The organism is Marinovum sp. J2-8 (assembly GCF_055808435.1).
In genome coordinates, this window is record NZ_JBVVRZ010000001.1 from 150,913 (window position 1) to 172,451 (window position 21,539).

The following is a 21,539-nucleotide window of genomic DNA, read 5'->3' on the forward strand; positions in this document are numbered from 1 at the left end:
ATTTTGCGCGTCACGGATGGCGTATGAATATATGTAACCGCTTCTATTCAATGGCTTGGGCCTTGTTGCCCAAACCGGTTGATCGGACACAAGGGCATTGGGCCAACCCTCGGCTGGCTTCGAAAAGCGGCCCATCCATCAGGAGCCTGCGGTCGATATATCCTCATCATTCGCAAGATGGTGGATCAGGGCGCGCACGCGGCGGGTCAGGCGGCGGTTTTGTGGGAACAATGCGGCCACGGTGTAGGGCGCGACGCGATATTCCGGGAAAAGCTCGATCAGGGCACCGGACTGCAAAGCCTCGGCGACAGAATAGGCCGGGCAACGCGCGATGCCGGCCCCCGCTATGGCAAGGCGCGCCGTCGCTGCGGGCGCATTCGCGCGGAGCCGACCGGTGAGATGAATCGCCACCGGCGCTCCGTCTACATTGAACCTCCAGATTGTCGGGTCCGTCATGTTGCCATCCAGAATGCAATCATGCGTGGGCAGCGCGTTTGGATGCGCCGGTGTTCCCGCACGCTCCAGATAGGCGGGCGCCGCGCTCACGATCAGGGGCATCGGCCCCAGTTGCCGCACCTTGAGCGAGCTGTCGCGCATGGGGCCGATCCGCACAGCAAGGTCCAGCCCCTCTTCGATGATCGAAACCCTTTGATCTGAAAGCCGAAGGTCAATGTCGACCTCGGGATGTTGCGCCGCAAAGGCCGCAAGCGAGGGTGCAAGCCGGACAGAGCCAAATCCGGTCGGGGCGGAAATGCGTATCACCCCGCGCAATGACCTTTGTTCATTTCGAACCGTTTCTTCAAGCTCGTCAAAACCCTCCAGTAGCGGTTCGCACATGGCCAGATACGTCGCGCCCGCATCGGTCAGCGAAACACTGCGTGTTGTCCGGTTGAGCAGTTGAACCCCCAACGCATCTTCCAGATCGGCAACATATTTGCTGACCAATCGCGCGGATTTCCCCAGGCGTTTGGCCGCCGTGGTAAAGGACGCGTGTTTTGCAACCAATGCAAAGGCGCGCATTCGGTCGATCTTATCCATGGCGCATTGCGCCCTGTGGGGGCTTAAACATCCTCTGAAAGTGGCAATTATCATCCAGATGCGCAAGTGGCATCTGATGGGGCAGACACGCCAAACACAAAGCAGGAGCTGAAAGATGTCCAACGCCGTTCGCATTCACCACTTTCCGAAATCTGGCCATGCCCACCGTGCCTTGGTCTTTGCCAAGCTTGCGGGGATTGCCCATGACGCGGTTCATGTCGATCTGGCGGCGGGCGCCCACAAGACGCCGGAATTTCTGGCGATGAACCCGAACGGTCAGGTGCCCGTTCTGGAAGACGGCGATGTGATCGTGTCGGATTCCAATGCCATCCTTGTCTATCTTGCGCGCCAATATGCGCCCGATTGGATGCCAAGTGATGCGGTGGGTGAGGCCAACGTGCAGCGCTGGTTGACGCTGGCGGCGGGTGAAATCGCCTTTGGCTCTTGTGCCGCCCGTCTGATTACCGTGTTTGGCGCGCCGCTGAATGCCGATTTTGCCGCCGCAACCGCCGCCAAGGCGATGCAAAAGCTCGAAGCGGGTTTGGCGGGGCGCGATTGGCTGGTCGGGGATCGCCCAACCATCGCCGACGTTGCCGCCTATTCCTATACGGCACATGCGCCCGAAGGGAATATCTCGCTTGACCCCTATCCCAATGTGCGCGCCTGGCTCACCCGTTTCGAGGCGCTTGATGGCTTTGAAGCGATGCCCGCCACCGCAGCGGGCCTTGTTGCCTGATCCTGTGTTGGGTGGAGGCCGCTTTCTGCACCTTCACCCGATCCCCTGCCAGCCAAGGATTTTTCGATGACCGATATCGCCCCCCGCCATCCTCTGCCCCCGTTCACCCGCGACACCGCGATTGAGAAGGTCCGTCTTGCCGAAGATGGTTGGAACGGGCGCGACCCGGCCAAAGTCACGCGCGCCTATACCCCCGACAGCAAGTGGCGCAATCGGGCCGAATTTCCACAAGGCCATGCCGAGATCGAGGCGTTCCTGACCCGCAAATGGGCCAAGGAACTCGACTATCGTTTGATCAAGGAGTTGTGGGCCTATGCGGGCAACCGCATCGCGGTGCGCTACGCCTATGAATACCACGACGACAGCGGCAACTGGTTCCGTGCCTACGGGAACGAGAATTGGGAATTCGACAAAAACGGCTATATGGCCAATCGGTTTGCCAGCATCAACGAACACCCGATCACGGAAAAAGAGCGCAAGTTCCACTGGCCCCTTGGGCGGCGACCGGACGGTCATCCGGGACTAAGCGATCTGGACCTCTGACCCCGAAAAACTGCAAAAGGATCAGGACAATGCCGGATCGGAACGCCCCTTTTCACAGCGGCGAATTGGCTGCACAAAAACGCGCTGGCGCCAGCGACATTGCAGAACGCGCCTGCCCGTTCATCCGCGATTTCATGCCCGCGCAACACCGCGCGTTTTTTCAGGCGCAGCCCTTTCTTGTCGTCGCCTCCAGCGATGCAAAGGGCCGGGTTTGGGCCACAATTGTTGAGGGGGAAGACGGGTTTATCCAGTCGCCAGATCCCCGGACGCTCACCCTGTCCACGCAGGTTGATCCAAGTGATCCATTGGCGGCGGGCCTTGGGGCGCAGGTGGATATTGGCGTTGTCGGGATCGAGCTTGCCACCCGTCGCCGCAACCGGATGACCGGCCAAATGCGCCCCACGCCGGGCGGATTTGCCATTGATGTGCGCCAGTCGTTTGGAAATTGCCCGAAATACATCAATGAACGGGAATGGTGGCGTGAACCCCTGATCGCACCGGTTGAGGCGGTGGCAACCGACCAGCTGACCCAGGATCAGATTACCCGGATCGCCGCCGCCGATACGCTGTTCATCGGGTCAGGGCGCCAAGGTCCGCAGGGCGCTGTTTCTAACGGCTTTGACGCCTCTCACCGGGGGGGCGAGGCGGGGTTTGTCCGGGTGGTCGGCCCCAATCGCCTGCGTATTCCCGATTACACCGGCAACAATTTCTTCAACACCATCGGCAATCTGTTGGAAGACCCGCGTATCGGTCTGCTGTTTGTCGATTTCGCCAGTGGCGGCTTGCTGCATGTGACCGGACGGGCCAGCATTGACTGGACCCCAGCCGAAGCCCGCGACCCCAGCATCCTGCGCGTGATCGAGGTTGAAATCGACGCCGTGATCGACCGCCCCGCCGCCTTGTCATTGCGGTGGTCGGCCAAACCCACCCCCGCCAGCAACCTGATTGTCAGCGATAAAGTGGTAGAGGCCGAGGGCATCACGTCCTTTCACCTGAGGCCCGCGAACGGCACCGCGCCCGCGCCGTTTCTTGGCGGTCAACATTTGCCCATTGTGCTGACCATTCCCGGGCAGGCCAGCACGCTGCGCCGCACCTATTCCCTGTCGAACACATCAGGTGAAGGGCATTACCGGATCACGGTCAAACGTGAGCCGGCTGGCCTTGCCTCGCAATTTCTGCACGACCACGTGCAGATCGGTGATGTGATCGTGGCCAAGCCGCCCGCCGGTGATTTTGTGGTTCCAAAAGGGGATGGACCGATCATATTGGTCAGCGCCGGCGTCGGGATAACACCCATGCTTGCCATGCTCCGCCAGCTTGTGGCCCAGGGCAGTGACCGCGAAATCCGGTTTGTCCACGGCACACGGAATGGACGCCAATACGCCCTGCGCGATGAAGTCGACGCGCTTGTCGCGGCCCGTGCAAACATCGAGAAACACATCTTTTTCAGCGCGCCCAACCCAGAGGACAAAATCGGTCTGCACCATGACGTCCAGGGCCGGATCAAAACAGAAAGCCTGCTGCCCGAGGACATAAGCCCTGACGCGCAATTCCTGCTCTGCGGTCCGCTGGGGTTCATGATGGGCATTAAATCGGGCCTTGAACAGGCCGGGATCGGGAGCAATCAGATCAAGTTCGAAACCTTTGGGTAACCCGGGTGACTGCGCGCCTGCCTGTCACAGTGGGGGCGCACGCCATCCGCTGCCCGGCGGCGATGTCCTCAAACCTCTAAAGCGTGGGGTCGTTGGCGGCACGCACCAGCCGGGTCAGATCGCTCAGCCGCTCTTTCTGGCGGCCATCCGCGTCGAAATTTGACGGCGCCAACCAAGCGGAAAACGCCTCTTGCAAGGCGGGCCATTCACGGTCGATTGCGGCAAACCAGGCGGTGTCGCGGTTGCGGCCCTTGACCACCATCGCCTGACGAAAGACGCCTTCATAGCTGAAACCCAGCCGTTGCGCGGCGCGGCGCGACGGCAGGTTCAACGCATTGCATTTCCATTCATAGCGCCGATACCCGGCCTGAAACGCCCATTGCATCATCAGATACATCGCCTCAGTCGCGGCGCGACTGCCCGCAAGATCGGGCGAAAGTTGGATGTTGCCGACTTCAATCGAGCCTTCCGCCGGGTTGATCCGCAGATAGCTCGCGACTCCGCCGAATTTGCCGCTGTCCAGATCCTTGATCGCATAGAAAACCTGACCCGGTGCCACAACGGTTTCCCGCACCCAACGATGATATTGCGCGGCGGAATGGAACGGGCCGTAGGACATGTAGTCCCAGCGCGCGTCATGGCCTTCAAAAGCGCGAAACAGCAAAGCGGCGTGCTGTTCTGCATCCAGCGGCTCCAGCCGGGCATATTGGCCTTGCATCACCGCACCTTTCGGGGTCGGCGGCGGGGCCCAGTCTTCGACTTTTTCACCCAGAACGTTCATCGCATCGGCTTTCGTCAGTTCAGGGCAGGATAGGGGGTTGGCAAATTGGCGCAATGGGGAAAAACCGGTGTCTTTCCGCCATGCGCCAATGCCGCCAGACCTAGCTGTCCTGCGGGATCACCCGCAGTCCCAATTCCATCAACTGATCCGACATCGGTTCGGATGGGGCGGACATCATCAGGTCCTCGGCGCGTTGGTTCATCGGGAACATGATGACCTCGCGGATGTTGTCCTGATCGGCCAACAGCATGACAATCCGGTCGATACCGGCGGCACAGCCCCCGTGCGGCGGCGCGCCATATTGAAAGGCGTTGACCATGCCACCAAAGCGTTTCTTGACCTCGTCGGCACCATAACCGGCGATTTCAAACGCTTTGAACATGATTTCCGGCTTGTGGTTCCGGATCGCGCCAGAGACCAGTTCATAGCCGTTACAGGCCAGGTCATATTGATAGCCCAGCACATCCAGCGGATCGCCATTCAGCGCATCCATCCCGCCCTGCGGCATCGAGAACGGGTTGTGTTCGAAATCGATCTTGCCGCTTTCTTCGTCTTTCTCATAGATCGGGAAATCGACGATCCAGGCAAAGGCGAAACGGTCCTTGTCGGTCAGGCCCAGCTCTTCGCCGATGACATTGCGCGCTTTGCCGGCGACGGTTTCAAATGCCTTGGGTTTGCCACCAAGGAAAAACGCCGCATCGCCGACATCCAGACCCAATTGCTGGCGGATGGCTTCGGTGCGCTCGGGGCCGATGTTCTTGGCCAGCGGACCGGCGGCTTCCATGCCGCCCTCGATCTCGCCCGATTTCAGCTTGGCCTGGGCTTCTTTTACCTTGATGCCCAGCTCTTGCGCCACGGCATCTGCGGTTTTTTCCCGCCAGAAGATATAGCCCATGCCCGGCAGGCCCTGTTCCTGGGCGAATTTGTTCATCCGGTCACAGAATTTGCGGCTGCCGCCCTTGGGTGCGGGAATGGCGCGGATTTCGGTGCCGTCCTGTTCCAGCAGCTTGGCAAAGATCGCAAAACCAGAGCCTGCGAAATGTTCGGACACGACCTGCATCTTGATCGGGTTGCGCAGGTCGGGTTTGTCGCTGCCATACCACAGCGCAGCATCGCGATAGGAAATCTGCGGCCACTCCTGGTCAACCTTCCGGCCACCACCGAATTCTTCGAAAATGCCGGTCAGAACGGGCTGGATCGTGTCGAACACATCCTGCTGCTCAACAAATGACATTTCGAGGTCGAGTTGGTAGAAATCGGTCGGGCTGCGATCCGCGCGCGGGTCTTCGTCGCGGAAACAGGGCGCGATCTGGAAATATTTGTCATAGCCGGACACCATGATCAGCTGTTTGAACTGCTGTGGCGCCTGCGGCAGGGCATAGAATTTGCCGGGGTGCAGACGGGACGGCACAAGGAAGTCACGCGCGCCTTCGGGGCTGGATGCGGTGATGATCGGGGTCTGGAATTCGCGGAAATTGCTGTCCCACATCCGGCGGCGCATCGAGGCCACAACGTCGGAGCGCAGTTTCATGTTGTTCTGCATCACCTCGCGGCGCAGGTCGAGATAGCGATAGCGCAGGCGGGTTTCCTCGGGGTATTCCTGATCGCCGAACACGATCAGCGGCAATTCCTCTGATGCGCCCAGCACTTCCATGTCGCGGACATAGACCTCGATTTCACCGGTGGGCAGCTTGGGGTTGATCAGGCTCTCGTCGCGCGCCTTGACCTCGCCATCAATGCGAATGCACCATTCCGAGCGGACCTTTTCCAAGGCGGCAAAAGCCGGGCTGTCGGAATCGCACAGCACCTGGGTGATGCCATATGTGTCGCGCAGGTCGATGAACAAGACGCCACCATGATCCCGGACGCGATGCACCCAGCCAGAGAGGCGGACGGTTTGACCGACGTTGGATTTGTTCAGGTCGGCGCAGGTTTGGCTGCGATAGGCGTGCATTTGCGGGCTCCGGTGGGTCTTTGCGGTTCGCGCCGATACACCGCGCCCGGGCCAGAAAGTCAAGCAGAGAGGGCGCTCTTCCGCCCTTTGCGGGCCGTCTTCGCGACGACGACCACAAGGTCGGAGGAGCGCCGATCTGTTACATTTCGATGATTGGCGCGATTTCGATCGTGCCTTTGCCACCTTCCAGGATCGGACATCCCTTGCCCAGTTCGGCCGCAGCTTCGATGCTTTCGGCCTCGATGATGCTGTAGCCGGACAATGGGTTGGCGCCGCCGCCGTCGGCAAAGCCATCGGCGCTGAGGGTCGATGACATGCCGACGGGATTGCCGCCGTCCACCATCGCCGCACCACATTCGCCCATCCAGGCCATCCAGGCGGCCATCATCCGCTTTCCTTCTTCTTCGGTCTCCGGCATGCCGCCGCCGTGATATGCAAACATGAATTTGGCCATTTTTCGTCTCCTGTTAAGTTTTGGGTAATTCGGGGTGGTCAAACAAAGTCTCCAGCCTGCGGAGCGTCGCGGCCCATCCGGCCTCATGACCCTTGGCGATATCATCGCCGGGCAGGCCATTGTGGTGCAGGATCAGGCGGCTTTTGTCGGGGCCATCGGGTTCCACATTGAAAATGACCTCGCTTTCCGCACCGCGCCTGCCCTGATCATCGTGCCAGGCCCATGTAATATGAACTTGTTTCGGTGGCGTGACCGTCAGCACCCGGCCGCTCATGTGATAGATCCCGCTTTCGGCCCCGGCGAAACGCGAAAACCATTGGCCGGGTTGGGTCAGGTCGAGTTGATATTCCTGAAGGGTCCAGCCCTCGTGACCCCACCATTGCAACAGGTTTTCGGCCTCGGTCAAAAAGGCAAAGACCAATGCCTGTGGGGCGTTGAAGTGGCGTTCAATCGTCAGGTCGGTCATGGCTTGCCTATCTCCTTGGCCAGCGCGCGGTCCAATCGGTCAAAGCTGCTTTCCCAAAAACGCCGCGCCTCGGCGGCCCAATCCGCAACCGCAAGAAGCCCCTCGGGCCGGATGGAATACATCCGGCGCTGCGCCATGGCCCGACGGTTGACCAGCCCCGCCGCCCGCAGCACCCCAAGATGCTGCGACACCGCCGGGCTGGAAATGCCGAACCCTGCACCCAGATCGCCCGCCGCCAATTCACCTTCGTTCAACAGCCGCTCCACGATGGCAAAGCGGACAGGATCGGCAAGGGCGGCAAAGGTCTGGGGCAGTGGCGTCATGGTGTGGCCCTTTGGCTTGGGATTCTGTCAGATCATTTGTTGTCCATCCACTTAATTAAGTAAAGTCTAAATTACGGCAACAGCAGATGAAGCGCGACAATGCGCCTTATGCCCTTGAACCCCGGCGTTCGACGTCTATAACCCACCAAGATTTGCGCGATGCCCTCACCCCCCGCGCTGAACCCCGAGGTCCGTTATGCCAAAAAGAACCGATATTCAGTCGATCATGATCATTGGAGCGGGACCGATTGTGATCGGTCAGGCGTGCGAATTTGATTACTCTGGTGCACAAGCCTGCAAGGCGCTGCGCGAAGAGGGTTATCGCGTGGTTTTGGTCAACTCGAACCCGGCGACGATCATGACCGACCCCGGTCTGGCCGATGCCACCTATATCGAGCCGATCACACCCGAAGTTGTCGCCAAGATCATCGAAAAAGAACGCCCCGACGCATTGTTGCCGACGATGGGCGGGCAGACGGGGTTGAACACCTCGCTTGCGCTGGAAGAAATGGGCGTGCTCGAAAAATTCGGCGTCGAGATGATTGGCGCCAAGCGCGAGGCCATTGAAATGGCTGAAGACCGCAAATTGTTCCGCGAGGCGATGGACCGCATCGGGTTGGAAAACCCCAAGGCGACGATCATCACCGCGCCAAAACGCGACAACGGCAGCACCGATCTGGATGCCGGCGTGCAGATGGCGCTGGCCGAGCTGGAAGAAATCGGTCTTCCGGCGATCATTCGCCCGGCCTTTACCCTTGGTGGGACTGGCGGCGGCGTTGCGTATAACCGCGAAGATTACATTCATTTCTGCCGCACTGGCATGGATGCCTCGCCGGTCAATCAGATCCTTGTGGATAAGTCGCTGCTGGGCTGGAAAGAATTCGAGATGGAGGTGGTGCGCGACAAGGCGGACAACGCCATCATCGTCTGTGCCATCGAAAACATCGACCCGATGGGCGTGCATACCGGCGATTCGATCACTGTGGCCCCGGCGCTGACCCTGACCGACAAGGAATATCAGATCATGCGCAACGGTTCGATCGCCGTGCTGCGCGAAATCGGTGTCGAAACCGGCGGATCGAACGTCCAATGGGCGGTGAACCCCGAAGATGGCCGCATGGTTGTGATCGAGATGAACCCGCGGGTGTCGCGGTCGTCGGCCCTGGCGTCCAAGGCCACGGGTTTCCCGATTGCCAAGATCGCGGCGAAACTGGCTGTCGGCTATACGCTGGACGAGCTGGACAACGACATCACCAAGGTCACACCGGCCTCTTTCGAGCCGACCATCGATTATGTCGTCACCAAGATCCCGAAATTCGCGTTCGAGAAATTCCCCGGCTCCGAGCCATTCCTGACCACCGCGATGAAGTCGGTCGGCGAAACCATGGCGATTGGCCGCACCATCCACGAAAGCCTGCAAAAGGCGCTGGCCTCGATGGAAAGCGGGTTGACCGGATTTGACGAGGTCGCCATCCCCGGTGCACCGGAAAAATCCGCCGTGATCAAGGCGATCAGCCAGCAAACCCCCGACCGGATGCGCACCATTGCCCAGGCAATGCGCGAGGGGCTGAGCGACGATGAAATCCACGGCGTCACCATGTTTGACCCTTGGTTCCTGGCCCGCATCCGCGAGATTGTGGAAACCGAGGCCGAGGTGCGCGAAAATGGCCTGCCTGACAATGCGGCGGGCCTGCGCCATCTGAAAATGATGGGCTTTACCGATGCGCGCCTGTCGAAACTGACCGGGTTCTCTGAAAAAGACGTGCGCAACCGGCGGATTTCCAAGGGTGTGGTCGCGTCGTTCAAACGCATCGACACCTGTGCCGCCGAGTTCGAGGCGCAGACGCCTTATATGTATTCCACCTATGAAGCGCCGATGATGGGCGACGTGGAATGCGAAGCGCGGCCCAGCGACAAGAAAAAGGTCGTGATCCTTGGCGGCGGTCCCAACCGGATCGGGCAGGGGATCGAATTTGATTACTGCTGCTGTCACGCCTGTTTCGCGCTGACCGAAGCGGGATACGAGACCATCATGGTCAATTGTAACCCCGAAACGGTTTCAACCGACTATGACACCTCTGACCGGCTGTATTTCGAACCGGTGACCTTCGAACATGTGATGGAAATCCTGCGGGTCGAGCAGGACAACGGCACATTGCACGGCGTGATCGTGCAGTTCGGCGGTCAGACGCCGCTGAAACTGGCCAATGCGCTGGAATCCGAGGGTATTCCGATCCTCGGCACCACGCCCGACGCCATCGACCTTGCCGAAGACCGCGAGCGGTTCCAGGCGCTGGTCAATCAGCTTGGTCTGAAGCAGCCGAAAAACGGCATTGCTTCGACCGATGCCCAGGCGCTGGCAATTGCCGAAGACATCGGATTCCCGCTGGTGATCCGCCCCTCCTATGTGCTGGGTGGCCGCGCGATGGAAATCGTGCGCGATATGGCGCATCTGGAGCGTTATATCAACGAAGCGGTGGTGGTGTCCGGCGACAGCCCGGTTTTGCTGGACAGCTATCTGTCTGGCGCGGTCGAACTGGACGTTGACGCGCTTTGTGATGGCGAGGCCGTGCACGTCGCGGGCATCATGCAGCACATCGAAGAGGCCGGCGTGCACTCTGGCGACTCGGCCTGTTCGCTGCCGCCCTATTCGCTGTCGCAGGACATTCTGGCCGAGATCAAGACCCAGACCGAGGCTTTGGCCCGCGCGCTGAACGTTGTTGGTCTGATGAACATCCAGTTCGCGATCAAGGATGGCGAGATCTATCTGATCGAGGTCAACCCGCGTGCGTCGCGCACCGTGCCCTTTGTCGCCAAGGCGACCGACAGCGCAATTGCCTCTATCGCGGCGCGGGTGATGGCGGGTGAGAAGCTTTCGAACTTCCCGCTGCGCCCTGCGTACCCGGAAAATGCCGATTATGACACGGTGCTGCCGCTGGCCGATCCGATGACATTGGCCGATCCCAACATGCCGTGGTTCAGCGTGAAGGAAGCGGTGCTGCCCTTTGCCCGGTTCCCCGGTGTTGACACGATCCTGGGACCGGAAATGCGTTCAACAGGCGAGGTCATGGGCTGGGACCGCAGCTTTGCCCGCGCGTTCCTGAAGGCGCAGATGGGCGCCGGAATGATCCTGCCCGAAGGCGGCAAGGTGTTCCTGTCGATCAAGGATTCCGACAAGACACCGGAACTGGTGGAAACGGCACAGATCCTGGCCGGGCTTGGCTTTGCCATGGTTGCCACCTCTGGCACGGCGGCGTTCCTGCGCGAACATGGGTTGACGGCGGAAGTGGTCAAAAAGGTCTACGAAGGCCGGCCGAACGTGGTGGATATGTTGAAAAACGACGAGATCACCCTGGTGATGAACACAACCGAGGGCGCGGCGGCCGTTGCAGACAGCCGCGAGATCCGTTCAGTCGCGCTTTATGACAAGATCCCGTATTTCACGACCGCCGCTGCCGCACATGCTGCGGCGCTGGCCATGCAGGCCCGGCGTGAGGGTGAATTGGTGGTAAAGCCGCTACAAGGCTAAAGGCGGGGTGCGCCCCAAAAGGCGCACCCTTTGCTTAGAACTGCCAGTTGAACTGCCGGATCAAAGTGACCCCAAAGCTTATCTGATCTTCGCTGCCAGCCCGGTGACCGGCGAATCCGCGAAATCATTGGTCAGACGGTGCCAGCCCAATTTGCCTTCGATCGCCCAGGTGTCGGTCAATTCGCGGCGCGCGATCAGCTCAAGCCCATAGGATTTCACCCCGCCATCCGCGGAATAGGGGCTGAGGTTGGACGCGGACGCCGGGACCGAGAAATAGGTATCGGCGTAATTGTCATCGCCAAATGTCACGCGCGGGCCGAACCGCAGGGTGGTCAATGCGTCCGGGCGCAGGATGGCGTTGGCCTTCAGGTCGCCGACAATGCCGTCATGGCCATTGATGCCCTTGCGGATCGCGGCGGACACTTCGGCATTTTCCCAAGTATAGCCTGCCTGAATCCCCAGCTCGAGCGCCCAATCGACGTCATCCATGCCTTTGAGGTCGTCATGTTCCGACGCATCCCGCGCCGAGACAAAGCCAAAAGACGGGCTGATGCGGAAACCCGTGGTCTCGCCACCACCTGCGGAAACACCGCCAAAAGACAGGCTGTGCAGACCGCCCTGGATTGTGGGGCCAGCCTTATAGGTATCTGCGCCCTCGTAATCGGGCGAATATTTGGTGCCGATCCCCAATTCAAAGGCAATATGATTGCCTTCGGCAGATCCCAGCGCGGGGCTGAGGGCGATCAAAGCGGCGACAAGCGATGCAACGGGGCGGCGAAGACGGTTTTTCACGGCAACGTCCTTTCAAGGAAAATCGGTCAGGGTGATGTCCCGCAGCAGCGCGGGGTCTTATAGAGCCAGTAACATAGTCTCTGGGACAATCCGCCATATAGTCCTGCGAAAAGTTTTTGAAAGCAGAATTTTGCAATCTGCGGCCCGTGCCAGAAAAATCCCGGTGTTGCCGGGAAAATGTGTCACTCTTGCATCGCCATTGGCGGTGGTTCAGACGACTTGGCCCCAGAAAATAAGGCCGAGGCCCAGTATTACCCGATAGACCACATAGGGCGTAAAGCTGATTGATTTCAGCAGCCGCATCATCAGTGCCAGCGCCAGCAATGCCGAAAAGAAGGCAAACACCGCGCCAATGCCAGCCAGCCGAAGCATGGCCCAATCCGCGCTGCCGACAACCTCGGCGCCCAGAAGCAGGCCAGAGGCGATAATGGTCGGGATCGACATCAGCATCGACAGCCGCGCCGCATCGCTGCGCTCATAGCCCAGAAACCGCGCGCCGGTGATGACGATACCGGACCGGGACGTGCCGGGAATCAGGGCAACGGCCTGCCATATGCCCAGAATCCAGGCGTGATGCGGTGACCAGTCGGCTGTGGTGCGATTGGATTTGCCTTTTTGATCGGCCCACCACAGGACAAGACCAAACAGCAACATGGACCATCCAATCACCGTGATCGACCGCAATGCATCGTCCAGCCCGGTCAGCTTGAGCAGCAATCCGGCCAGCACCACCGGCACCGTTGCAATCAGCAACAGGAATGCCAGCCGCGCGCCCGGCGTGTCGATGTGCCCGCGCAGCACCCGGGGCAGACCAGCAAGCGCCATGCGCACATCGGACCAGAAATAAAGGATCACCGCCCCCAACGTGCCGACATGAACGGCGACATCAATAGCCTGTCCCTGATCCGCCATGCCGGTCAGATTCGGCAGAAGAATCAGATGACCGGAGCTGGACACCGGCAGAAATTCGGTAATGCCCTGGATCACGGCAACAATCAGAAGATGAAATAGCGTCATGGGGCTGAACCTTCGCGATGCGGATGCCGCTTTATAAACTCAAGGGAAATCAAACGGAAACGGGAATATGGGTCCGTATCGGATCTATTTTGTGACATTTACCCCTGCCTTGGGGTGCGGCTTGTTAAAATAACATGATAATAGGTCAGCATAACTGACTTTTCATGCGTCGCGACCTGCGCTAAAACGCATCCAACCCATTCAAGAACCGGAGCCCAGCAAAATGGCCAAGCAGCCGATGTTGAAATTCGTCCAGATCGAACGCGACATGCCGCAAAAGCGGGACGCAGAGGTGCGTAACAGCGATTTTGACGAGATCTATGCAGAGTTTGCCAAGGCCAAAGCCGAAGAGCAAGCCAGCCGGTGCAGCCAATGTGGCGTGCCCTATTGCCAGAGCCATTGCCCGCTGCACAACAATATCCCCGATTGGCTGAATCTGACCGCCACCGGCCGCCTGAAAGAGGCCTATGAGGTCAGCCAGGCCACCAATACCTTCCCCGAGATTTGCGGTCGCATCTGTCCGCAGGACCGCCTGTGCGAAGGCAATTGCGTGATCGAACAATCTGGCCATGGCACTGTGACCATCGGCTCGGTCGAAAAATACATCACCGATACCGCCTGGGAAAACGGCTGGGTACTGCCCGCCAACCCGGCGCAGGAACGCGTTGAAAGCGTGGGCATCATCGGCGCGGGCCCCGGCGGTCTGGCGGCGGCGGATGTGCTGCGCCGTGCAGGTGTACAGGTCACGGTCTATGACCGGTATGACCGCGCTGGCGGCCTGCTGACCTATGGTATCCCCGGTTTCAAACTGGAAAAGCCGATTGTCATGCGCCGCAACGAGCAGCTTGAAAAGGGCGGCGTGACCTTCAAGCTGAACTGTACCGTGGGCGAAGACATCTCGTTCGAAGAGATCCGCGCCGCGCATGATGCGGTGATCATCGCCACCGGCGTGTACAAATCGCGTGATCTGAAGGGTCCGGGCAGCGGCGCCGACGGTATCGTTAAGGCGATCGACTATCTGACCGCGTCGAACCGCGCCGCCAACTTTGGCGACAAAGTGCCGGAATTCGAAAGCGGCGAGCTGAATGCCAAGGGCAAAAAGGTTGTCGTGATCGGCGGCGGTGACACCGCGATGGATTGTGTGCGGACCGCCATCCGGCAGGGCGCGGAAAGCGTCAAATGTCTCTATCGTCGCGACCGCGCCAACATGCCCGGTTCGCAGCGCGAAGTGGCGAACGCCGAAGAAGAAGGCGTGCAGTTTGAATGGCTGACCGCGCCGCAGGGCTATACCGGCGACACGGTTGAGGGTGTGATGGTGCAACGCATGCGTCTGGGGCATCCCGATGCCAGCGGCCGCCAAGCGCCCGAAGTGATCGAAGGCAGCGATTATGTCGAACCCGCCGATCTGGTGATCAAGGCGCTGGGCTTCGAGCCAGAGGATCTGCCAACGCTCTGGGATTGCCCGGAATTGTCTGTGACCCGCTGGGGCACCGTCAAAGCCGAGTTTGAAACCGGCGCGACCGATATGGAAGGCGTCTATGCCGTGGGCGACATCGTGCGCGGTGCGTCGCTTGTGGTTTGGGCGATCCGTGACGGGCGTGATTGTGCGGATGCAATCCTCAAACGGTTGGATGCCAAGGCCGCGGCACAAATCGCAGCGGAATGATTTTGACGTTCCCCTGAAGGGGGCAATGCAAGAGATATCAATTCGGGCCGGGGCGCATAACGCGCCGACCGCCCGCACAGTGGGAGACCCCTGATGACCAAATATGATGCCGATTGGGTGCGCGCCGAAGAAGCCAAGCGCGAATGGATGAACGAAAACGGTATGTTCCGCGAAGAGCATGAACATTCCTCCTGTGGTGTTGGCCTTGTGGTCGCGCTGGACGGCAAGGCGACCCGCAAAGTGGTCGAAGCCGGGATCAACGCGCTCAAGGCGATCTGGCACCGTGGGGCGGTGGATGCGGATGGCAAAACCGGCGATGGCGCGGGTATTCACGTCCAGATTCCTGTGCCGTTCTTTTATGATCAGGTGCGCCGCACCGGCCATGAACCGCATCCGGATCAATTGCTGGCCGTGGGCCAGGTGTTCCTGCCGCGCACCGATTTTGGCGGCCAGGAAACCTGCCGGACCATCGTGGAAACCGAAGTTCTGCGGATGGGCTATTACATCTATGGCTGGCGCCACGTGCCGGTCGACATCAGCGTGCTGGGCGAAAAGGCCAATGCCACACGGCCCGAGATCGAGCAGATCCTGATTTCGAACTCCAAAGGCGTTGATGAAGACACGTTTGAGCGTGAGCTTTATGTCATCCGCCGCCGGATCGAAAAAGCCGCAATCGCCGCAGGGGTCAAAGAGCTGTACCTCGCGTCGCTGTCCTGCCGGTCGATCATCTACAAGGGCATGATGCTGGCCGAACAGGTTGCGGAATTCTATCCCGACCTGAAAGACGACCGTTTCGAAAGCGCCTTTGCGATCTATCACCAGCGGTATTCGACCAACACCTTCCCGCAGTGGTGGCTGGCGCAACCGTTCCGCATGTTGGCTCATAACGGCGAAATCAACACGTTGAAGGGCAACCTCAACTGGATGAAAAGCCATGAAATCCGCATGGCCTCGTCTACATTTGGCGATCTTGCCGACGACATCAAACCGATTGTGCCCCAGGGGTCATCGGATTCCGCCGCGCTGGATTCGGTGTTCGAGGTTCTGGTCCGTGCCGGGCGCAGCGCCCCGATGGCGAAAACCATGCTGGTGCCCGAAAGCTGGAGCAAACAGGCGGTTGATCTGCCGGATGCCTGGCGCGACATGTATTCCTATTGCAACTCGGTGATGGAACCCTGGGATGGCCCGGCCGCCCTGGCGATGACCGATGGTCGCTGGGTCTGTGCCGGTCTGGACCGGAACGGTCTGCGCCCGATGCGCTATGTGGTGACCGGTGATGGTCTGGTCATCGCGGGCTCTGAGGCGGGTATGGTGCCGGTCGATCAGGCCACGGTTGTCGAAAAAGGCGCGCTTGGCCCCGGTCAATTGCTGGCCGTCGACATGAAAGAGGGCAAGCTGTTCCACGATACCGAGATCAAGGATAAACTGGCCAATGCCCGTCCCTTTGGGGAATGGGTTGGCAAGATCAATGATCTGGACGACCAGCTGGCCGGCGTGACAGAGACCGCGCTGCACAGCGGCGAAGATCTGCGCAAGCGTCAGATCGCCGCCGGTTACAGCATTGAAGAGCTGGAACAGGTTCTGGCGCCCATGGCCGAAGATGGCAAAGAGATGATCGCCTCGATGGGGGATGACACCCCGTCGGCGGTTTTGTCGGCCAAATATCGCCCGCTCAGCCATTATTTCCGCCAGAACTTCAGCCAGGTGACCAACCCGCCGATCGACAGCCTGCGGGAATATCGGGTGATGAGCCTGAAAACACGGTTCGGCAACCTCAAGAACGTGTTGGATGAAAGCAGCGCCCAGACCGAAATTCTGGTGCTGGACAGCCCCTTTGTCGGCAGTGCCCAGTTCGATGTCCTGACCAAGCAGTTCAATGCGGACATGGTGACAATCGACTGTACCTTTGCGGTGGGCGGCGGCGATGGCGCATTGCGCGATGGTCTGGCCCGCATCCGGGCCGAGGCCGAGGACGCAGTGCGTTCGGGGGCCGGGCATCTGGTTCTGACGGATCAGGCGCTGGGTGCGGACAAGATCGGCATGCCGATGATCCTGGCCACCAGCGCGGTGCATTCGCACCTGACGCGCAAGGGGCTGCGGACCTTCTGTTCGCTGAACGTGCGGTCGGCGGAATGTATCGACCCACATTATTTTGCCGTGCTGATTGGCGCGGGCGCGACTGTGGTCAACGCCTATCTGGCCGAAGACAGCCTGGCCGACCGGATCAATCGCGGCCTGCTGGATGGCACGCTGACCGAAAATGTGGCGCGCTATCGCAATGCGGTGGATCAGGGTCTGTTGAAGATCATGTCCAAAATGGGGATTTCGGTTCTGTCATCTTATCGCGGCGGGTTGAACTTTGAGGCCGTGGGCCTCAGCCGCGCGATGTGTGCGGCCTATTTCCCCGGCATGCTGAGCCGGATCAGCGGCATCGGGGTCAGCGGCATCCAGAAGAAACTGGAAGACGTGCATGCGCTGGCCTATTCGCAGGGCCGTGATGTTTTGCCGATTGGTGGCTTCTACAAGAGCCGGAAATCGGGCGAGACCCACGCCTGGGGCGCACAGACCATGCATATGATGCAAATGGCCTGTAACACGGCGTCTTTCTCGCTTTGGAAAAAGTATTCCCAGGCGATGCAGGCTAACCCGCCGATCCATTTGCGCGACCTGCTGGCGATCAAGCCGCTTGGCGCTGTGGTGCCGATTGAACAGGTGGAAAGCGTGACCGCGATCCGCAAACGGTTTGTCACGCCGGGCATGTCGCTGGGCGCGCTCAGCCCTGAGGCGCACAAGACATTGAACGTCGCGATGAACCGGATTGGCGCACGGTCGGATTCGGGTGAAGGCGGCGAAGATCCGGCGCATTTCGTGCCCGAACCCAATGGCGACAACCCCAGCGCCAAGATCAAACAGGTGGCTTCGGGGCGTTTCGGCGTCACGGCGGAATACCTGAACCAGTGTGAAGAGCTGGAGATCAAGGTCGCCCAGGGCGCCAAGCCCGGCGAAGGTGGCCAGTTGCCCGGCATGAAGGTCACCGACCTGATCGCGCGCCTGCGCCATTCGACCAAGGGCGTGACGCTGATTTCGCCCCCGCCGCACCACGACATCTATTCGATCGAGGATCTGGCGCAGCTGATCTATGACCTGAAACAGATCAATCCGCGCTGCAAGGTGACGGTGAAACTGGTGGCGTCGTCCGGCGTTGGCACGATTGCGGCCGGTGTGGCCAAGGCCAAGGCGGACGTGATCCTGATTTCGGGCCACAATGGCGGCACCGGGGCCAGCCCGGCAACCAGCATCAAATATGCGGGTTTGCCGTGGGAAATGGGTCTGACAGAGGCGCATCAGGTTCTGGCAATGAACAACCTGCGGTCGCGCATCACCCTGCGGACCGACGGTGGTTTGCGCACCGGACGTGACATTGTCATGGCGGCGATGATGGGGGCCGAAGAATACGGTATCGGCACCGCTGCATTGATCGCGATGGGCTGTATCATGGTGCGTCAGTGCCAGTCGAATACCTGCCCGGTGGGCGTTTGTACCCAGGACGAAAGCCTGCGGGACAAATTCACCGGCAATGCCGACAAGGTGGTCAACCTGATCACCTTCTACGCCCAGGAAGTGCGCGAAGTGCTGGCCAGCATCGGTGCGAGATCGCTGGATGATGTGATCGGGCGTGCCGATCTGTTGACCCAGGTGTCGCGTGGCGCGGATCACCTTGACGATCTTGACCTGAACCCGCTGTTGATCACCGTCGATGGCGCACAGGACATCGTTTATGACCGCAACAAGCCGCGCAATGCGGTGCCGGATACGCTGGATGCGGAAATCGTGCGGGATGCGCAACGGTTCCTGGAAGACGGCGAAAAGATGCAGTTGCAATATTCGGTGCAAAACACCCACCGTACCGTTGGCACGCGCACATCCAGCCATATTGTCAAGAATTTCGGCATGCGCAACACCCTGCAAGCCGATCACCTGACGGTCAAATTGCAAGGCTCTGCCGGGCAATCTCTGGGTGCCTTTGCGGCCCCTGGGCTGAAGCTGGAAGTGTCGGGCGATGCCAACGACTATGTTGGCAAGGGCCTGTCGGGGGGCACAATTGTGGTGCGTCCGCCGATGGTGTCGCCGCTGAAGGCGCGGGAAAACACCATCATCGGCAATACCGTGCTTTACGGGGCGACCGATGGCTATCTGTTCGCGGCGGGACGTGCCGGCGAACGGTTTGCGGTGCGCAACTCTGGCGCCAAGGTCGTGATCGAGGGCTGTGGCTCGAACGGTTGTGAATATATGACCGGCGGGGTTGCGGTGATCCTTGGCTCGATCGGGGCAAACTTTGGTGCCGGGATGACCGGTGGCATGGCCTATCTGTATGATCCCGATGGTGTGGCGGAAAAGCTGATCAACCCTGAAACGCTGATCATTGGCGCGGTAGAGGTCGACCACTGGGAGGCCGAGCTGCGCGGTCTGATCGAACGCCACTGCGAAGAGACCGGAAGCCGCGCTGCGGCGGACATTCTTCAGCATTGGGAGAGCGAGAAAGCGAACTTCCGCCAGATCTGTCCGATCGAAATGGTCAACAACCTGGCGCATCCGCTGACCAAGGAAGCGACAGCGGTGCCGGCGGAATAAGCGGAAGACCACTGAAAAACGGGCCGCGGCGCTAAAACGCGCCGTGGCCGGATCTTGCCCCGCGATTGCGGCGCTTTTTCGGGCGCGCGCGTGGTGGCATGACATTTGCCAAACACGATGCGCAAAGGTCACGAAGCGGTGATTTTGCGGGTCCGAGGCGATTTCCTTGGCCCACGACAGCAGCTAGTGTGCGGCCATGGCACGCAAGGCAAAATCGCGGAAACCCGCACCCAAACCCCGCATCGCATTTCGGCCCGGACGTTTCATCCGGCGCTGGGTGTTGCGGCTTGTCAGTCTTGCGTTTCTGATCGTTGCCTTTCTGATTGTGGTGTTTTCGATCTTTAACCCGCCCGCCACGATGTACATGCGCCAGGAACAGGCGCGATTGGGCCAGATTGATCATGTCTGGGTGCGGATGGACAATATCGCACCGGTCATGGGCCGGTCGGCGGTGGCGGCGGAAGACGCCAATTTCTGCAATCACTGGGGTTTTGATATGGTGGCGATCCGCGCGGCGCTGAATGCCGGGGGCAGCCGTGGCGCTTCGACGATCAGCCAGCAGGTGGTGAAAAACGTCTATCTCTGGCATGGCCGCAATTGGACCCGCAAGGCGCTTGAGGCTCTGATCACGCCAATGGTCGAGACGGTTTGGTCCAAACGGCGCATTTTGGAAGTCTATTTGAACGTCGCGGAATTTGATGAAGGCGTGTTTGGGGTCGAGGCCGCCGCGCGGCATTATTTCGGCGTCTCACCCGGCAATCTCAGCGCGGTTCAGGCGGCGCGGCTGGCGGCGATTCTGCCCAACCCCAAGGGGCGTTCGGCCAGCAATCCATCGGGGGCGGTGCGGCGCAGGTCGGCATCCATCCGCGACGGAGCGGCAACAATCGACCGGGACGGCCGGGCCGATTGTTTTCAGTAATCCTGCGCTCTGCCCCGGCCCAAGGGATCAGGGCCGCCCGGATTTGTGCCGTCTGAGATCGGACATGGCGCGATAGATCTCCCGCCGGGCGCGGTTGATGAACCCCAACGGGCGATGCGTAGGCAGGGACATCCAGGGATTGAAACGCATGGTTTCGGCGCTTTTGTCCCGATCCGGTGCGTTGCTTTGCCGGAAAAGGGTCAAGTCCGCCAGTTTGATGAAATCCGCACCATTGGCGCCCCAGTCGACGGTTGGGTCTTCGATTGGATGTGCCTCCGCGTCCGCCTGCACCACGACCCCGAAATCGAATTGCGCCGGACCCTCTGCCAAAACCCGCCAGAGATCTTGGCGCAAACCATCTTTACTGTCCACGGCGGCGGTTGGCGGGCTGTGGCCGATGGCCTTGTATTTCACGGCGCGACCGTCCCCACAGAGATAGGCCGTGGTGCTGTGATAGGTCAGTGACACCAGCGCGCCGACCTGACGACCGGCAAATTCACGCGCGGCGCGCAGGGTTTTACGATGAAACAGCCAGAGCATCGCCAGCCCCCATGCCGCGGCCAGGATGCGGCCCGTAGTGATCCCATTGCCGCGCAGGTCCTGCATAGGCGTGAAATAGCGGTTGAACGCGGCATATTCCGCCATTGTGGCGGTGAAATAGGTGGGGTGATCAACAAGGATGAAATCCTGTTCCGTCACCGGGCCGCTCCCCGGCAACAGCTTCTGTCCCGGCACATCCAGCAGTTTGATCGCCATGCCGCGCACGTCGCGGCGGCGATCGTCTGTCTGTCCGCCGTTGGAAAACCGCACCAGACAGCGATAGGTTTGCCCCGGTTGAAACACCCCAACCGCAAAACCATCCGGCAGGTCACCCCGCACCCGCAAGCGCCCCTCGACCAATCCATGATGTTTGCCATGCTGGCCGCGCTTGGCGGTCTTGCCCTCCAGCCAAACGGTTTTCAGATTGTCGCGGATCAGCCCCGCAATGACCTGCGGTTCCCTCTTGGGAATGACCTCTTGTGCCAGCATGCCGCGCC

Annotated in this window: 16 protein-coding genes; 7 read left to right on the forward strand and 9 right to left on the reverse strand. The window is 60.2% G+C overall.

Annotated elements, in window-relative coordinates; translation table 11 throughout:
• Positions 1 to 138: 138 nt before the first annotated feature.
• On the reverse strand, positions 139 to 1,038 hold the full coding sequence (locus tag AC0L4F_RS00775; protein WP_244684129.1) for a LysR family transcriptional regulator: 900 nt from the start codon (positions 1,036 to 1,038) through the stop codon (positions 139 to 141).
• A gap of 115 nt (positions 1,039 to 1,153) precedes the next feature.
• Here AC0L4F_RS00775 and AC0L4F_RS00780 point away from each other — a divergent pair, with 115 nt between their 5' ends.
• From AC0L4F_RS00780 to AC0L4F_RS00790, 3 genes are all read left to right on the forward strand, one after another.
• The gene (locus AC0L4F_RS00780) at positions 1,154 to 1,774 is read left to right on the forward strand and encodes a glutathione S-transferase family protein (RefSeq protein ID WP_244684131.1); all 621 of its coding nucleotides are present in this window, start codon (positions 1,154 to 1,156) and stop codon (positions 1,772 to 1,774) included.
• A 66-nt stretch (positions 1,775 to 1,840) separates the two neighbouring features.
• Complete coding sequence (locus AC0L4F_RS00785; protein WP_244684134.1) at positions 1,841 to 2,317, forward strand: nuclear transport factor 2 family protein; 477 nt, start codon at positions 1,841 to 1,843, stop codon at positions 2,315 to 2,317.
• Between the two features lie 29 nt (positions 2,318 to 2,346).
• A complete protein-coding gene (locus AC0L4F_RS00790; RefSeq protein ID WP_244684136.1) occupies positions 2,347 to 3,969 on the forward strand; it encodes an FAD-binding oxidoreductase in 1,623 nt (540 codons plus the stop codon).
• Between the two features lie 76 nt (positions 3,970 to 4,045).
• On the opposite strand, the gene AC0L4F_RS00795 is transcribed toward AC0L4F_RS00790, so the two are convergent.
• The 5 genes from AC0L4F_RS00795 to AC0L4F_RS00815 form a co-directional block, all read right to left on the reverse strand.
• Positions 4,046 to 4,750, reverse strand: coding sequence for a GNAT family N-acetyltransferase (locus tag AC0L4F_RS00795; RefSeq protein WP_244684139.1), 705 nt, complete (start codon positions 4,748 to 4,750; stop codon positions 4,046 to 4,048).
• Between the two features lie 100 nt (positions 4,751 to 4,850).
• A complete protein-coding gene (gene aspS, locus AC0L4F_RS00800; RefSeq protein ID WP_244684141.1) occupies positions 4,851 to 6,704 on the reverse strand; it encodes an aspartate--tRNA ligase in 1,854 nt (617 codons plus the stop codon).
• A 139-nt stretch (positions 6,705 to 6,843) separates the two neighbouring features.
• Positions 6,844 to 7,158, reverse strand: coding sequence for a YciI family protein (locus AC0L4F_RS00805; protein WP_244684143.1), 315 nt, complete (start codon positions 7,156 to 7,158; stop codon positions 6,844 to 6,846).
• 13 nt (positions 7,159 to 7,171) lie between these two features.
• Positions 7,172 to 7,624, reverse strand: a complete 453-nt coding sequence (locus tag AC0L4F_RS00810; protein ID WP_244684145.1) for an SRPBCC family protein — start codon at positions 7,622 to 7,624, stop codon at positions 7,172 to 7,174.
• On the reverse strand, positions 7,621 to 7,947 hold the full coding sequence (locus AC0L4F_RS00815) for an ArsR/SmtB family transcription factor (protein ID WP_244684147.1): 327 nt from the start codon (positions 7,945 to 7,947) through the stop codon (positions 7,621 to 7,623). Before AC0L4F_RS00815 ends, AC0L4F_RS00810 begins: the two co-directional genes overlap by 4 nt.
• 196 nt (positions 7,948 to 8,143) lie before the next feature.
• Here AC0L4F_RS00815 and carB point away from each other — a divergent pair, with 196 nt between their 5' ends.
• Positions 8,144 to 11,476 carry a carbamoyl-phosphate synthase large subunit gene (gene carB, locus AC0L4F_RS00820; RefSeq protein WP_244684166.1) on the forward strand — a complete coding sequence of 1,111 codons (3,333 nt, stop codon included), beginning with the start codon at positions 8,144 to 8,146 and terminating at the stop codon, positions 11,474 to 11,476.
• Between the two features lie 78 nt (positions 11,477 to 11,554).
• Here the strand turns inward: carB and AC0L4F_RS00825 are convergent, their stop codons facing one another.
• Both AC0L4F_RS00825 and AC0L4F_RS00830 read right to left on the reverse strand, forming a co-directional pair.
• A complete protein-coding gene (locus tag AC0L4F_RS00825) occupies positions 11,555 to 12,268 on the reverse strand; it encodes a MipA/OmpV family protein (protein WP_244684169.1) in 714 nt (237 codons plus the stop codon).
• A 210-nt stretch (positions 12,269 to 12,478) separates the two neighbouring features.
• Positions 12,479 to 13,285, reverse strand: a complete 807-nt coding sequence (locus AC0L4F_RS00830) for an undecaprenyl-diphosphate phosphatase (RefSeq protein WP_244684171.1) — start codon at positions 13,283 to 13,285, stop codon at positions 12,479 to 12,481.
• A gap of 223 nt (positions 13,286 to 13,508) precedes the next feature.
• On the opposite strand from AC0L4F_RS00830, the gene AC0L4F_RS00835 reads away from it, so the two are divergent.
• From AC0L4F_RS00835 to mtgA, 3 genes are all read left to right on the forward strand, one after another.
• Positions 13,509 to 14,951, forward strand: coding sequence for an NAD(P)-dependent oxidoreductase (locus tag AC0L4F_RS00835; protein ID WP_244684173.1), 1,443 nt, complete (start codon positions 13,509 to 13,511; stop codon positions 14,949 to 14,951).
• Between the two features lie 93 nt (positions 14,952 to 15,044).
• A complete protein-coding gene (gltB, locus tag AC0L4F_RS00840; protein ID WP_244684175.1) occupies positions 15,045 to 19,583 on the forward strand; it encodes a glutamate synthase large subunit in 4,539 nt (1,512 codons plus the stop codon).
• Positions 19,584 to 19,779: 196 nt separating this feature from the next.
• Positions 19,780 to 20,502, forward strand: a complete 723-nt coding sequence (mtgA, locus tag AC0L4F_RS00845; RefSeq protein ID WP_244684177.1) for a monofunctional biosynthetic peptidoglycan transglycosylase — start codon at positions 19,780 to 19,782, stop codon at positions 20,500 to 20,502.
• Between the two features lie 27 nt (positions 20,503 to 20,529).
• Here the strand turns inward: mtgA and AC0L4F_RS00850 are convergent, their stop codons facing one another.
• Complete coding sequence (locus AC0L4F_RS00850) at positions 20,530 to 21,531, reverse strand: catalase family protein (RefSeq protein WP_244684179.1); 1,002 nt, start codon at positions 21,529 to 21,531, stop codon at positions 20,530 to 20,532.
• Between the last annotated feature and the right edge of the window lie 8 nt (positions 21,532 to 21,539).